The sequence below is a fragment of the Sphingomonas aracearum genome, assembly GCF_003345355.1.
GTDB classification, from domain to species: domain Bacteria; phylum Pseudomonadota; class Alphaproteobacteria; order Sphingomonadales; family Sphingomonadaceae; genus Sphingomonas; species Sphingomonas aracearum.
Genome location: NZ_QQNB01000002.1, coordinates 1,056,762 through 1,072,260, shown reverse-complemented (window position 1 = coordinate 1,072,260; position 15,499 = coordinate 1,056,762). Strand labels below are relative to the sequence as shown.

At 65.2% G+C, this 15,499-nt stretch carries 7 protein-coding genes; 6 read left to right on the top strand and 1 reads right to left on the bottom strand.

The window, feature by feature from the left end; translation table 11 throughout:
- The first annotated feature begins 130 nt into the window (after positions 1-130).
- The 3 genes from DVW87_RS12360 to DVW87_RS12350 are packed head-to-tail and all read left to right on the top strand — an operon-like array spanning position 131 to position 1,775.
- On the top strand, positions 131-721 hold the full coding sequence (locus tag DVW87_RS12360; RefSeq protein ID WP_114688038.1) for a hypothetical protein: 591 nt from the start codon (positions 131-133) through the stop codon (positions 719-721).
- The gene (locus tag DVW87_RS12355) at positions 718-1,062 is read left to right on the top strand and encodes a hypothetical protein (protein WP_114688037.1); all 345 of its coding nucleotides are present in this window, start codon (positions 718-720) and stop codon (positions 1,060-1,062) included. Before DVW87_RS12360 ends, DVW87_RS12355 begins: the two co-directional genes overlap by 4 nt.
- Positions 1,062-1,775: an ImmA/IrrE family metallo-endopeptidase gene (locus DVW87_RS12350; protein WP_114688036.1), complete on the top strand. Its 714-nt coding sequence runs from the start codon at positions 1,062-1,064 to the stop codon at positions 1,773-1,775. Before DVW87_RS12355 ends, DVW87_RS12350 begins: the two co-directional genes overlap by 1 nt.
- 123 nt (positions 1,776-1,898) lie before the next feature.
- Here DVW87_RS12350 and DVW87_RS17835 read toward each other — a convergent pair whose 3' ends face one another.
- Positions 1,899-2,603 carry a hypothetical protein gene (locus DVW87_RS17835; protein WP_147276268.1) on the bottom strand — a complete coding sequence of 235 codons (705 nt, stop codon included), beginning with the start codon at positions 2,601-2,603 and terminating at the stop codon, positions 1,899-1,901.
- 384 nt (positions 2,604-2,987) lie between these two features.
- Here DVW87_RS17835 and DVW87_RS12335 point away from each other — a divergent pair, with 384 nt between their 5' ends.
- The 3 genes from DVW87_RS12335 to DVW87_RS12325 are packed head-to-tail and all read left to right on the top strand — an operon-like array spanning position 2,988 to position 15,279.
- Positions 2,988-8,060 (top strand): DEAD/DEAH box helicase, encoded by a 5,073-nt coding sequence (locus DVW87_RS12335; RefSeq protein WP_114688033.1) that lies wholly within the window; start codon positions 2,988-2,990, stop codon positions 8,058-8,060.
- Positions 8,057-10,816 (top strand): DEAD/DEAH box helicase, encoded by a 2,760-nt coding sequence (locus DVW87_RS12330; RefSeq protein WP_239017870.1) that lies wholly within the window; start codon positions 8,057-8,059, stop codon positions 10,814-10,816. Before DVW87_RS12335 ends, DVW87_RS12330 begins: the two co-directional genes overlap by 4 nt.
- Positions 10,816-15,279, top strand: coding sequence for an Eco57I restriction-modification methylase domain-containing protein (locus DVW87_RS12325; protein ID WP_114688032.1), 4,464 nt, complete (start codon positions 10,816-10,818; stop codon positions 15,277-15,279). The genes DVW87_RS12330 and DVW87_RS12325 overlap by 1 nt, the downstream gene beginning before the upstream one ends.
- Positions 15,280-15,499 lie beyond the last annotated feature (220 nt).

The following is a 15,499-nucleotide window of genomic DNA, read 5'->3' as shown; positions in this document are numbered from 1 at the left end:
GTTTGGCAGCTGCGTTGCCTGGTGAATGAAAAGTCCTCAAACCATAATGCCGACCAGCTGTCGGATTCGGACAGGTGAAAGAAATTTTCCACCTTGATGTCCGAGAAGCGACGCTCGTCGGCTTTTATGATTGGAGGTCTCCATCTCGTCTGTCCCGCCATCGTCCGCGGCGATCTACCACAGCCCGGCCCAGGTCCACGCGCTGCTCGTCGCGCTGACCGACGCCGAGCTGCGCCGGCTGGAAACGCGGTCGCACTATCTGGCGCGCGATCAGCGTATCCTTGCGGCCGACCTGCGCCAGCAAGCCTATGTTCGCCTGCTCAATGGGCAGCGCAAATGCAGGGTGGGCATGGACATCGTCGACGTCATCATCGGCATCATGCGCAGCATGGTGTCGGCGGAGCGCGAGGCGGAAGCCGAGGGCAACCGGCCGGTGCTGGTCGGCGCCTTCGGGGACGGCGGCATCGATGCCGTCTCACTGGCACCGTCGCCCGAGCAGGTCGGGCATGACGCCCTGCACTACCGGCGCACGCTGGCGGCAATTAGGGCGGAACTCGGCGACGATCCGCAGCTGGTGGCGATGCTCGATGCCGTGATGGACGGCGTGAAGGGGCAAGCGCTGCAGAAGCAGCTCGGGCTCACGACGACGGGGCTAGCCTCCTTGCACAAGAAACTGCGGCGTCGGCTGGACAAGGCCGTGCAGAACAGGAGCCTGCCATGACCAATCCCGATGACGACCTGCTGCGCCTTCGCCGCCTCGACGACCTCCTCGAAGCCAGCAACGACATCGACAGCCTGCGTGCCGAGATCGACCGAGCCGCGCTGATGGTCAAGAAGGCGCAACTGCGGGAAATCCGGGCGATGCTCGATCGTCAGGCTGACGATCCCGTCGTCGTGCCGTTCGATCGGGCTCAGGCGGAGGCAAGGTTGGCCGCCATGATGGCGGAGAGTGCCGACATGCCGCTGACCCTCGCGGCACGCGGTGCGTCGCCCGATGACCTCGACGCGCTGCTGGACGATCTGGTCGAACTGGAGCGGTCGAGGGACACGTCCACCGACTGATGCTGCCGCCGGACCCTGCTGAACAGCTGCTGCTCGATCTCGGCATCACCGAACCTGCCGAGATCGATGTCGAGGTGATTGCCTGCTTGTCGGGGGCGGTCGTCGGCTATCGCCCGCTGCCGTGCGGCGATGCGCGGATCCTCGGCGTCGGCAACAAGGCGATCATCACTGTCGACGCTGGTGCCAGTCCGGCGCGGCAGCGCTTCTCGGTCGCGCATGAGCTCGGGCACTGGCATCATCATCGCGGCCAGCGACTGGTGTGCCATGCCGCCGGTCAGTCCGATCCGGCCAGCGTCGGCGGAGCCGAGCGCGAGGCGGATCGCTACGCCGCTTCGCTGCTGATGCCGCGTTTTATGATGACGCCGGTCGTCGCCAGTGCGCCTATGTCGATGGCGCTCGTCCATTGGGTGGCCGAGCGTTTCCGCGCCAGCCTGTTAGCCGCGATGCTGCGGCTTGTGGATGTCCATGCCGGCGCCTTCGCGGTAGTTGTCGAACAGCCGGATGGCCGACGCTGGTTCAAGCGGTCGGCGACACTGGATCGGCGGTGGCTCGTATGGCCAAATGGGCCAGCCGAATGCCGAACGGAAGATAGTCGAACCTGTCCTGCAATCGATTGGTATCGCGGCTCCGGCTTGAGCAGGCGGCGCGTGGCGTACGAGGTACAGCCGCTTGGGGGCGGATGCACTGTGCATCTGATCGGTAGGCCAATCTGACGCTGATCACTGGTGGTCAGACTGAATGCTTTCTGGTGGCTTACAATCACCGCTTTGGAGCGCCAAGTCGATGTAAGCGGCCCTTCGTTCGGATTCGGTTGGTCGGCAGCTATGCGCCCCATCTCAGCCATTAAATGGCCTTAAGCTTGATCCCGAAAGCGGCCTGTCAGTATTGGTTGATTGGCGGAACTGCGCGGGCGCGCATCGTCTCTGCTGTGGGCCGGCGCAGAGCGCCATGCCCACCGCATCGACCGTGGGAAGCAGCTCGTTGCTGACGTCTTGATGGCAGGTCGGGCAGATGTGCTCGGACGATGCCTTGCCTAGTTCCGACCCGAGCCGCTGTAACTTTTGGGCGTCCTGGTTCCGGCGAAGGTCGACTTCGAGCCCTCGAACTCTTGCGGTGAGAGCTTGGCTCTCCTGAACCTCGGATGCATGTTCGCTGCGAACGGTTTCGAGAACTGCTGTCTCGGTATCTATCTGCTCACGCAGGAGCTTGATTCGGGTTTCAATCTGCGGTGCGACATTGTCGACCGTTTCCAGCTGCGCCGCTTCCAGCTCTGCGATGCGCTCGTCTATTTCGGCGACAAGCGTTGAAAGCCGGACCCATTCGCCCTCATGGAAGAGCTGCAGGTCTATTTCCGGCTGCAGCGCGAACTCTGCGTTTGGTTGCTGCGGCAGACCTCGAATTCGGCCGATCCTAGCTGCAGCCTCCGCGAGCTTGCTACGCTCTTGGGTCCATCGATTGTTGAGCTCCGCAATGGCGTTTCTCAGTTCGGACCGCTGGCGCCGAAATTGCGCGACGTCCAGATTGAGGAGGAACTCCATCACTCTGCGCGCGACATCCTGAATACGGAAGAAGGTCGGGAATGGTCCTTGGATTGTGGACCAACCTCGCTTCTGCTCGACGAATAACCATCTCGGCGTGAGAGCGAGCGACGGGCGAGCCACTGCTCACGGGCGCTGGGCATCGGTGCCGGTGGGAGAAGGGTAAGTCGTTCACTCATTTCGGGTTTGACTTCGCTTCCCTCGCGGCCATGATCCGGCTCACGCGGCAGCATGGGGGTGCGGCCGAGGTTGGTGAGGGTTCGGTGAGGCGACGTCCGCGGTTCGAGGGAGTGCTCTGGCGTAGCCGGCCTTTCCCCAAGCGCTGTTTGAGGCACGGGGCCGGGTGCCGCAACAACGACGAACGCCAATCGCTGGGGGGTTGACGAAGTGAATGTATTTGATCTCGATGCGGATCTAATCGCGCGTTACGAGCAGTTTGCGCGATCATTCACCGACATTCGCAGCGCCGACCTCAAACAACAGATCGACGCCATCTACGATCAGGGCACCTTTTGGCCCGAGCCGCTGATCGGGCTTAACCCGCGCTATCTCGCCGGCGACCGCGTTTCAGACCTGGTTAGTTCCGGCGCGGCCGATCCAGCGTTGGCCGATGTCTTCGCGCTGGGCGAACCTAGGCGACCGATCCAGCTTCATTGGCATCAGTCCCGTGCATTTCACAAGGCGCAGGCCGGCAAGAACCTCATTGTCACCACCGGCACCGGCTCCGGCAAGTCGTTGTGCTTCTTCGTACCCATCATCGACCGTGTCCTGCGCGCGCGGCGTGCAGGAGAGCCTCGCCGGACACGCGCGGTCATCATCTACCCCATGAACGCGCTCGCCAACTCGCAAGGCGAAGAGCTCGCGAAGTTCATCGGCGAGAGCGGGCTGCCCGACCACCTGCGACCGACCTACGCGCGCTACACCGGCCAGGAGCGTGATGCCGAGCGCCGCAGGGTCGCGGAGAACCCGCCCGACATCATCCTCACCAACTTCATGATGCTCGAACTGCTCATGACTCGGCAGGACGATCTGGATCGGCAGGTCATTTCCAACATGGCGGGGCTTGAGTTCCTAGTTCTGGACGAGCTGCACACCTATCGCGGTCGTCAGGGTGCCGACGTCGCAATGCTGGTGCGCAGAGTGCGAGAACGGATTGGTTCGTCCGACATGCTCTGCATCGGCACCTCCGCCACTATGTCTTCGGGAGAGGCAGACGGTGGCCGGGAAACGGTTGCTCTGGTTGGGACCACCTTGTTCGGCAGTCAGGTCTCACCGGACGACGTGATCACCGAGTGTCTCGAACGCGCAACCTTGTGGAACGGCAGCGACGCGGCACTCCAAGCTGCTCTGCGGCAGGCCGTGGTTGCTCCCGAGGTCGCACCCGCCGATTGGGATCGCGACGCGCTCGCGGTCTGGATCGAGCTGAATATCGGCCTCGACGCTGGCGAAACATTGCGGCGTCGCACGCCGCGCACCTTAACCGATGCGGCGATCTCGCTTGCCAAGAGCACCGGGCACTCGGAGAGCCTGTGCAGCGCAGCTCTCCGTCAGCGCTTGGTGGCTATGAGCGCAGCGCTCGACGAGCGCGGCAACGCCTTCATGGCGTTCAAGCTTCACCGCTTCCTCGCCGGCGCGGGTCATGCCCACGCGACGCTTGAACCCGCAGGTGCCCGCCGGGTGCAGCTCGCTGCCGAGAAGTTCGACCGCGAGAAGCCGGAGGCTCGGCTATACCCTCTCTTCTTCTGCCGGCAGTGCGGGCAGGAGGTTCATAGCGTGTCGGTGGATCGGACCGGCCAGGTGTTCGCGCGGTCGATCGACCTAACTCCACGCGACCAAGCTGACCATGACGGCACCCGCCACGGCTTCCTTGTGCCGGACGCGAACGGAAGTCTCCAGTTCGCCGGGGACGTCGACGATTATCCAGACGAATGGGTTGAGGAGACCACAAGCGGCAGGCGGCTCAAGTCGAGTCACCGCGGCAAACACGAAGGGCAGAGATTGGTCCTCGGCGCCAACGGGCGTGACGCTGCCGAGGGTGTTGTTGCCTGGTTCTTCGCCGGCAAGTTCCGGTTCTGCCCGCATTGCGGTTACCAACCGGCCAGCCAAGCGCGCGACGTCAATAAGCTCGCCAGTCTCTCGGCGGAAGGCCGGAGTTCAGCAACCACGCTGATAACCACCACGGCGCTCGACTGGATGGAACGCTCGCAGTCGCCTGCGGAACGGGACCGGCGCAAGCTGCTCGGCTTCACAGATAATCGGCAGGATGCCGCTCTTCAATCAGGGCACTTCAACGACTTCGTGTTCGTGACTCTGCTGCGCGGCGCAATGCTGCGGGCGGTCCGTCGCGCAGGTGAAAACGGCCTGAGCCATGAGCAGTTCGGGGACGCGCTGCGCCGCGCGCTGGGCTTTGATCCCGAGATCGTCACGCGTCGCGAAGAGTGGATGCTGAACGCGGAACCGAAGGGGTTTGCTGCACTCGATGATGCCAAACGGGCGATCAACCAAGTGCTTGCCCACCGCTTGTGGAACGATCTGCGACGCGGCTGGCGCTACACCAACCCCAATCTGGACCAGCTCGCGCTGATAGCCGTGCGTTATCCGGGGGTGGACGTGCTGGCCGCCGATGCGGTCGAATGTGCCCGCGACCCTTGGCTGGCCGCGGCCTCGCCAAACGCGCGAGCGGCGATGTTCCGCTGCCTGTTCGATGCGATGCGGCAGGGCCTTGCCATCGCCGTTGACGCGCTCGATCCGGTGGTCCTGGAGCAGGCTGCTGCCCGCTCGCGAGAGCACGTCAAGGCGCCCTGGTCTATCGCGCGCGAGGAAGAGGAACGAGACCTTGCCCGGCAAGGCGTTCTCGTCGTCGGCAAGCCGGAAGGACGAGCCGACGCCACGATCGTCAAGGCCTCAGGTCGCAGTGTCCTTGCCCGCACGCTCGCGAAGCAGATCGGAACCGATCTGCCGGTGGCCGATCGTGAACCGCTCATCCAGGCAATGCTGGAGGCAGCGGAAGCCCATCAGATTGTGCGGCGCGTGGGGAGTGGCGGCTGGCGCCTCGCTCCGGGAGCCATCCGGTTGTATGCGGGCGACGGACGCGCCGCTCCTGGCCAGAACAACGCCTTCTTCTCCCGGCTCTACGCCGACGTTTCAGAGCGGCTGAACGAGGGTGGACGGCTGCCCTTCGCTTTCGAGGCCCGCGAGCATACCGCTCAGGTCGACGGCAAGGTGCGCGAGTGGCGAGAAGACAGATTCCGCCACGGCCCACAAGACCGAAAGCGGATCGGCGAGGCGCTTGCCGACATGCGCGAGCGCGGCGAGCGGACCGACTTTCTGCCGCTGCTCTTCTGCTCCCCCACAATGGAGCTCGGTGTCGACATATCGCAGCTCAATCTGGTGTATCTGCGTAACGCCCCGCCTACGCCGGCAAACTACGCCCAGCGCGCGGGGCGCGCGGGGCGGAGCGGGCAGGCGGCGCTCATCGTCACCTATTGCGCGGCACAAAGCCCGCACGATCAGTATTACTTCCAACGGCGCGAGGCGCTTGTCGCTGGGATCGTCAAGGCGCCAGCGATCGATCTGGCCAATCCAGACCTCCTGACGAGCCATATCCAAGCGGAGTGGCTTTCCGCTGCCGCGCCGGAAGCGCTGGGCACGGCGATCCCGGACAACCTGCAAATGGAGGTCGAAGGACACCCCGTCGCCGAGCGACTGACGATTGCGTTCGCGCGGGCGACCGTTGATGCGACGGCACAGGCGCGCGCTGTCGCAGCAGTCCGTTCGGCGCTACCGGATGATGCACCTCACGAACTGGCCGATGCGGAGGCTTTTGTGCGCGAGCGCTGGCAAGGCGCCGCGGTGAGCTTTGGCGCGGCATTTAATCGCTGGCGCACCCTCTATGCCTCTGCGGTCGCCGATAGGCAGGCTGCAAATGCGATCGCTCAGCGCACCGGCTTGTCCGCGAAGGACCGGGCAGAGGCTCGGAACCGCTATCTCGCCGCCGACCGACAGGTGCAGTTGCTGGAGACAGGCACAAGTTCATCGGGATCAGACTTCTATGCCTACCGCTATCTCGCCACCGAAGGGTTCCTGCCCGGCTACAACTTCCCGCGACTGCCGCTCTACGCCTTCATCGATCAGGAGCGCGCATCGGCGGTGCTCCAGCGACCGCGTTTCCTAGCTATCGCGGAGTTCGGCCCCAACGCGCTCGTCTATCATGAGGGCAAGGCTTATCGCTGCCACCGAGCGAAGCTACCCGCGGGGTCAGCGGACGAGACTGGCCGCTTGGCGACCCAGACGTTCACCTGTTGTGTGACGTGCGGTGCGGCGCACGAAGCGGTGACGCAGGAGCGCTGTGATGTCTGCGGCGATCCGCTGAGCACGGAAGGTCGGATCGCCGATCTGTTCCGCGTGGAAAACGTCGATGCTCAGCCGGGTGCGCGGATCACCGCCAATGACGAGGATCGTCAGCGTCGCGGCTTCGAGATCCGAACTGTCTTTCGCTGGCGTGGCGATGGGGAGCAAAGCCTGGATCTCACAGCGGACGGCATGCCGCTGCTGTCGGTCCGCTATGGACCGCAGACGAGATTGTCACGTGTGAACCTTGGGTTGCGGCGGCGAGCGGCAAAGGAGGTGATTGGCTTTGACATCGACACCGTCACCGGACGATGGCTCAAGAGCGAGGCCAAGGGCGAGGATGAAGGTGCCGACCCGGGCAAGAGCACCCGCCGGCAGACGATCGTGCCAATGGTCGAGGATACCAAAAACGCCCTGCTCGTGAGATTCGCCTCCGAGAGTGAGCTCTCGACTGGGCAGATGGCGACCCTCCAGCATGCGCTGACCCGCGCTATCGAGGCGGAGCATGTGCTCGAGGCGGGCGAGCTGCTGGGAGAGCCGCTTCCCACGCGCGATGATCGGAACGCAATCCTATTCTACGAGGCGTCCGAGGGAGGAGCCGGCGTTCTCAAGCGACTGATGAACGACCCCGACCGCTGGCGGCGCCTTGCCGAGGTTGCGCTGGGGCTGATGCATTACCGCCGTGATGGTGGTGCGCTGACCGATGATCCTGCGGCCGAGCCATGTGTCGCGGGCTGCTATCGCTGTGTCCTCTCCTACTACAATCAACCCGACCACGAGCTGATAGATCGACAGGATTTAGGCGTGCTTGAAGTGCTCGACCGGCTGAGCCGGTGCGGAGCTGCATCGGCCAGCGATGATGCCCCTGGCCAGTCGTGGTTGACCGCGCTTGATGGCTGGGGCGTGCCTCGGCCTTCGACCGAAACTATTGACGGGATCGACTATCCCCTGTGCTGGCCTAGCCTGATGATCATGGCGGTCGCGGGCACCGCGCCGGCCTCGCTGATCGCCCGCTGCCGCGACATGGGTCGTGACCTTGTTGAGCTTCCCGCAGAGCCGGGGACGGAGATCCCGGCCGCCCTCGCCGATGCACTTGGAGTGACCGCGTGAACCCCGCGCTGCTTCAACCCGGAGACCTCGTCGCTGCGCGCGGACGCGAGTGGATCGTTCTCGGCAAGATAGCCGAAGATCTGCTGCGGGTTCGACCGCTCTCCGGTTCGGAGGAGGACGCGATCACCATTGCGCCTGCGCTCGAAGCCACGCCCGTTTCGCAAGCCAGGTTTGCGCCGCCGACCACTGACCAGCTGGACACCCAGGACGCGGCGCGGCTCCTTGCGGACGCGCTGCGTCTTTCGCTTCGGCGCGGAGCGGGACCGTTTCGCAGTGCGGCTCACCTGGGGGTTGAGCCACGCGCATATCAGCTGGTGCCGCTGCTGATGGCGCTCAGGCTGGAGGTCAAGCGCCTGCTGATCGCCGACGATGTTGGCATAGGCAAGACGGTCGAGGCGGGCATGATCCTCCGCGAGCTCATGGATCGCGGCGAGGTCGACCGTTTCGCGGTGCTCTGCCCCCCGCACCTAGTCGAGCAATGGGTGGATGAGCTCGCCGCCAAGTTCGACATCGACGCCGTGGCGGTGACGTCGGCTCGCGCGCGGTCGCTCGAGCGCGGACTGGCGCTCTCCGAAAGCATCTTCACCGCCTATCCGTTCACCGTCGTCAGCCTCGACTACATTAAGGCGGATGGGCGCCGTGACGAGTTCGCTCGCGCGTGCCCACCCTTCGTCATCGTAGACGAGGCGCACAGTTGCGTCGGCGGAGGGGAGAAGGGCACGCAGCAGCGATACGCGCTGCTCCAGCGGCTGGCGGAGAATGCAGAACGTCACCTTCTGCTGCTCACGGCCACCCCCCACAGCGGCGATCAGGATGCGTATCAGCGCCTTCTCGGGCTGCTACACCCTGATCTCGCGACGCCGGATACCAATGAGGGCTGGCGGCGGCGGCTAGCACGGCATTTCGTTCAGCGCAGACGGCCCGACATCCAAGGCCAGTGGGGTGAGGATCGGGCGTTCGCCCGCGCCCTGTCCGCCGATGCGCCTTACACGCTGACGGGCGCGCACCTGACCTTCCAGGAGGACGTGCTCGATTACTGCCTGGAGGTCGCCACCCGCGCCGACGGAGAGCTGGCGCGCCGACTGGCGTTCTGGGGCACGCTGGCGCTGATGCGGTGTGTTGGCTCTTCGCCGGCCGCCGCGGCGAGCGCGCTCCGCAACCGCCTCGCCGGCATGGCCGAGGAGGGCGCGCTTCAACCAATCCTGTTCGACGAGGACGAGGACTCGTTCAGCGACACCGACGTTGAGCCCGCGACAGCCTTTGACCCGGAGGAACGCGTAGCCCTGGAAGCCTTGATCGGCCGGGCCGACGCCCTCGCCGCCCGCCCGACCGACGACCCGAAGCTGCGCGAGCTGCTCCGCCAGCTCAAGGCGCTGATTGCCAAGGGCGCTAGGCCGGTGGTGTTTTGCCGATTCATCTCCACCGCGGAGAGTGTCGGCGCAACCCTAGCGGCGGAGTTCAAGAAGCACCGCATCGAGGTGGTCACCGGCCGCCTCACCCCCGAAGAGCGACGCACGCGCGTCGAAGCGATGAGCGAAGCGCTGCAGCGCATCCTGGTCGCTACCGATTGCCTTGCGGAGGGCATCAACCTCCAGGGCCTGTTCGACGCCGTGATCCATTATGACCTCAACTGGAATCCCACCCGCCACCAGCAGCGCGAAGGCCGTGTTGACCGCTTCGGCCAGCAGTCGCCGACGGTCTGGTCGGTGATGATGTTCGGCCAGAACTCCAGTATCGATGGCGCGGTAATAGAGGTGATCACCAGCAAGGCGCGGCGGATTGCCCAGGAGACCGGCGTCTCTGTGCCCGTTCCCGAAGACTCCGCCAGCGTCTCCGCCGCGCTGATGCAAGCCATGCTGCTCAAGTCGAAGCGCCCCGGCGCGCAAGGCCTGCTGGACTTCGGCGCCGCCGCCGCACGCGCAGATACTGTGTGGCGCAATGCCGAGGAGGCCGTGAAGAAGAGCCGCGCGATCTATGCGCAGAATGCGCTTCGCCCCGACGAGGTGCTGCCCGAATGGCAGCGCCTGCGCGCGCTGAACGGCGGACCGGATGAGGTGGCCCGCTTCACTCGCCGTGCGCTCACCCGTCTTAATGCTCCCTTAGGCCAGGAAGCCGATCATTGGCGGCTCCACTACGATCGCCTGCCGCAGCGACTGGCCGAGCGTCTCGAAGCGCGGGGACTGACCGGCACACGCGCCATCACTTTCGCCGATGATCCCCGGCCCGACATCCAGCACGTCGGCCGCGTCCATCCGGTCGTCGCGATGCTCGCCGAGACGTTGGCGGAGGGCGCGCTGGATCCGAACGGATTGGACCGCGCCGCAGCGCTCGGCCGCGCCGGTGCGTGGCGAACCCGTGCAGTCGTGCGCCTTACCACCGTGCTGCTCCTCCGCCTGCGCTTTACGCTCGTGACCAGCGGGCGACGCACCCTGCTGGCGGAGGAGGCGACCGCGCTCGCTTTCGCCGGCGACGAGCAGGTGATTGGTGGCGCGGAGGCCCTGGCGCTGCTGGAAGCCGAAGCTTCGGGCAACCTGGAGCCGACCGTGATTGCCCGACAGATCGATCGCGCGCTCACCGCCATCGACACGCACGACGCTGCAATCCGCGCCTATGCTGCCGATCGGGCCGCCGCGCTCGGCCATGACCATGATCGGGTGAAGGCCGCCACCCGTGGCGAGGGCGCGACCACCGACGTCTTCCCCGTGCTGCCCGCCGACGTGATCGGCCTCTACGTGCTCGTCCCGGAAGCGAACTGATGACCCGCCGCACCGCTGAGCTCGGGCTCGAAGCGATCACCATTGAGGGCGGGCTGATCGCGCCCGAGCAGATCGCCGCCATCGCGGCAAGCGATCGCAACCCGCGCGCTGCCGCCGATTATGACGTGCCCAAGGGCCTGACCCTCGGCGATGAGATCGCCCGCTTCTTCCGCATCGGGCAGGCGATCTGGCGCGATTACGCCCGGATCGACGCGCCCACCGTGACGCAGACCGCTGCCTTCGCACGCGACCTGCTGGCTGGCGCCTTCGGCTTCGACGACCTGACCGGCCCCATTGATCACAATGCCGGCACCCGCCGCTTCCGCATCGCGTGGCAGGCGCGCAATGGGCGCATTCCCGTGGTGGTCGCTGCCCCCGCACGCGACGACAAGGGCCGCGACATCGGCTTCACGCGCGCCCTGCCGGAGTTCGGCGATGGCGCCGAAGGCCGCGCCCGCCGCGCGCCAATCATCCTGCTTCAGGACTGGCTCAACCATTCTGACGCTGCACTCTGGGGTCTGGTCTTCGCCGGCGACAGGGTCCGGCTGATGAGGGACAATGCCAGCCTCACCCGCGCTGCCTGGTTAGAGGCGGATCTTGCTGCGATGTTCCGCGAGGAAATGTTCGCGGACTTCACCGCTTGGTGGCTGCTGACCCACGCCAGCCGCTTCGGCAAGCCGAGCACTCCGCCTAGCTCTGCGCCGCTCGAACAGGCGCGCGAGGCTGGTCTCAAACAGGGCACTGCGGCCCGCGAGCGGCTGCGCGAAGGCGTGCAGACCGCACTGGAGGAGCTCGGCCGGGGCCTGGTCGAGGCCAACCCGTCGGTCCGCGACACCCTCGCCCATGATCCTGCCGCCGCGACCGCGCTGTTTGAGGAGCTGCTGCGCAGCGTCTACCGGCTGATCTTCCTGGCGGTCGCTGAGGAGCGCAACCTCCTCCACCCCCGCACTACGCCCCAGCGCGCGCGCGACCTCTATGCCGAGAGCTATAGCTTCGGCTTCTGGCGCACCCGGTCCACTCGCCGCGTCGCTTATGACGCGCACCACGATGCGTGGGAGGGAATGAAGATCACCCTCGCCGCGCTGGAGCAGGGCCAAAGCCTGCTCGGTCTCCCGGCGCTCGGCGGCATGTTCGCGCGCGCCTCGACGCCGACGCTGGACGGCGCGCGCATCCCCAACCGCCGCTTCCTCGCTGCGATCCACGCGCTCGGCTTCATCACCGTCAACTCCACTCGCACCCGCATTAATTGGCGCGACATGCGCACGGAGGAGCTGGGCAGCGTCTACGAGAGCCTGCTGGAGATCCGCGCCTATCTTGCTCCCGATGGCGCCTTCGCGCTGGACAGCGGCGCGAAGGGCAACGCCCGCAAGACCAGCGGCAGCTATTACACCCCCGACAGCCTGGTCGAGACCCTGCTCGACAGCGCCCTCGATCCCGTGCTCGACCGTGCCGAGGTAAACGGCGGTGTCGACGCGATCCTCGACCTCAAGGTCATCGATCCCGCCTGCGGCTCCGGCCACTTCCTGCTCGGCGCCGCGCGGCGGATGGCGGAGCGGGTGGCGACCCTGCGCGATCCCGACGCGCCCGATCGGCAGGCCGCACTGCGCGACGTGGTCGGTCGCTGCATTCACGGCGTTGACCGTAACCCGATGGCGGTGGAGCTCGCCAAGGTGGCGCTGTGGATCGAGAGCGTTTCGCCCGGCCAGCCGCTCGGCTTCCTCGACGCCAACATCCGCTGCGGCGACGCCCTACTCGGCGTGTTCGATCTCGCCGCGCTGGAGGAGGGCGTGCCTGACGAGGCCTACAAACCGCTCACCGGCGACGACAAGGCCGCCGCGAAATACTATCTCCAGCAAAATAGGGCCGCGAAGAAGGGCCAGGGCCAGTTCGACTGGTCCGGCGGCACCGGCGCGATGCCGCCGCGGCGACTCGCCGCCAACCTTGCCACCATCCGGCGCATGCCCGAGGATACGGTCGGACAGGTGGAGAAGAAGCGGGCGGCCTTCGAGGCCTGGCGCCACGATCCCGCTCGCTACGCCACCCGCGTCGCCTGCGACCTCTATGTCGCCGCCTTCCTGCTGCCCAAGACCGAGGTGCCGCTCAATCACGGGCGCAACATGGTGCCAACCACGGCCGAGGTGCGCAACCGACTGGGCGGCGGGCAGGTCTACGGCCCGCTGGAGGCCGCGGCGGTAGATGCCGCAGGCACCGCGCGCGTGTTCCATTGGCCGCTCGCATTTCCCGACGTGATGGTGGAGCGCGGCGGGTTCGACGTGGTGCTGGGCAATCCTCCGTGGGAAGTCGTCCAGCTCGGCGAGGAGGAATACTTTGAGAGCCGCGCGCCCGAGATCGCGGAGATGAAGGGTGCCGCTCGTAAGAAGGCGATTGCCGCGCTGGAGGCCGAGCGCCCTGAACTTCACGCCGAGTATGCGCGAGACAAACGCATGTTTGAGGCAGTGAACGAGTTCGCACGGGCCAGCGGCCGGTTCGATCTAACCGCGCGCGGCAAGGTGAATACCTATGCCCTGTTCGCCGAACATTTTCTGAGTCTAACAGGCGAGCAGGGCCGAGCAGGCGTGATCGTGCCGACCGGCATTGCCACCGACGCGACTACCGCACCGTTCTTCGGTCATTTAGTAAGCGCTGAACGACTTTCATCTCTTTTTAGTGCCTATGAAGTTCGGCAGTGGTTTAAGGGCACCGATGATCGAAAGTCATTTTGCCTGCTTACATTCGGGCATTGCTCACGCCCAGAGTTTACTTTCGACTTCCGACAGATCTCTGACTTGGATGATCAGCGGCGCCGCTTCACTCTGACCCCGCAAGAGATCGCTCGCATTAACCCCAATACGAAAACCGCGCCCGTCTTTCGCACTGGCCAAGACGCCCAGTTGACCGCGGCAATTTATGATCGAGTGCCGGTGCTGGTAGAAGAAGCAAAGGGTCTTACGGGCGACCCGTGGAGCATCGAATTCCGCCAAGGCCTGTTCAACATGACGAGCGACAGCGGCCTATTCCGCACCGCCACTCAGCTCGCCCGCAACGGCTGGGTGCGTGATGGGGCCGATTGGGTGCGGGGAGACGAAGGAGAGACGCTAGGACTGACTCCACAGGCCGACCGCGCGGCTGCGGTAGACCATCGGCCCGTCACTGATCGCCGCTACGTTCCGCTTTACGAAGCCAAGATGATTCACCAATTTGATCATCGTTGGGCGACCTATGTGGGCCAGGATGGCACAGAAGCGAGCCGTGACGTAACACTGGCCGAGAAGCAGGACCCCACCTTCGAACCAACCCCGCGCTACTGGATCTTGGAACGCGAGATTATGGAGCGGCTGCAAGCGAAAGGTTGGGCGCGGGGTTGGCTTATGGGCTGGCGCGACATAAGTCTCACGTCAGTAGAGCGAACGGTCATAAGCGCCTGTCTCCCAGCGATGGGAATAAACCACAAGACACCCTTATTTTTCGTCGACGCGAGCTTGCGACATTGTGTGGCTCTTTACGCTAACCTCGATGCTCTGGTCCACGACTACTGCGCTCGCCAAAAGCTAAGCGGAAGCTCCCTTACCTACTTCTATTTGAAGCAGTTTCCCATCCTCCCCCCGACCGCCTACACGGAAGCTGACCTCGCCTTCATTGTCCCCCGCGTCCTTGAACTCACCTACACCAGCCATTCAATGGCCCCCTTCGCGCGCGACCTGGGCTGTGACGACCCGCCCTTCGCCTGGGGCGAGGATCGCCGCGCCCAGCTCCGCGCCGAGCTCGACGCCTGGTATGTGCTCGCCTACGGCCTCTCGCGCGACGAGCTGCGCTACGTCCTTGATCCTAAGGACGTGATGGGCGCCGACTACCCCTCCGAAACCTTCCGCGTCCTCCAGAAGAACGAGATCGCCAAATACGGCGAATACCGCACCCGCCGCCTCGTTCTCGCCGCCTACGACGCGCTCACGGCTGCGGCGCCTGACACGAGCGAGGTGGCGGACGGGAGATGGCAGGGCTCGATCTCCGACGACCGAGAGGTTCGCCTGCTCCTCGCGGCGATCGTCAAACGGATGCGCCAGCCTCGTCCACTCCGCGAGGTGGTCGGCGCGTTCCTCTATGCCTCTCAACCGCATCTGCTCGTGCCGCGGCTCAATGCCACTGCACAGTCTGAATGGCGGCGGCTGATCGGCGGTGCCGCGGATTTGCCGGTGACGCAGAATGTGGTGACCATCTCGTCGTCACAGGTCTCTCACTTCGGGACCGCACAGGCTTGGCTTCTTGGTCGCGACGCGATGCGTTTCGACGTCCAGACAGGATTGCTCGATCGCGGTGCCGCAATCTACTCGATCGAAGTTCCTGCGATGTATCAGGACCGGGCCGACTTCGTTTGGCACGCGATGCGTTCGATCGACCTGGATGCTGCTATGCCTGCTTTGCCGTCGCTCGTGAGCACTTTCGTTGCCCAAGCCGCCGCAGCCTGACCTCTTCGCTGCCGCGCTCGACGGCTTCCAGCCGGCGACGGGCAACGGGCCGCGCCTGTGGATCAGGCGCTTGGTCATCTGGAACAAGCTCAGCGAGCCGCCTGTGCGCGACATCCCCCTGCGTCCCGGCCTCAACATCATCTGGTCTCCTAGCGCCGAAAGCGTAGGCGACCACATGGGCCACGGAGGTGGGAAAACCAGCTTTTGTCGCCTCGTTCGA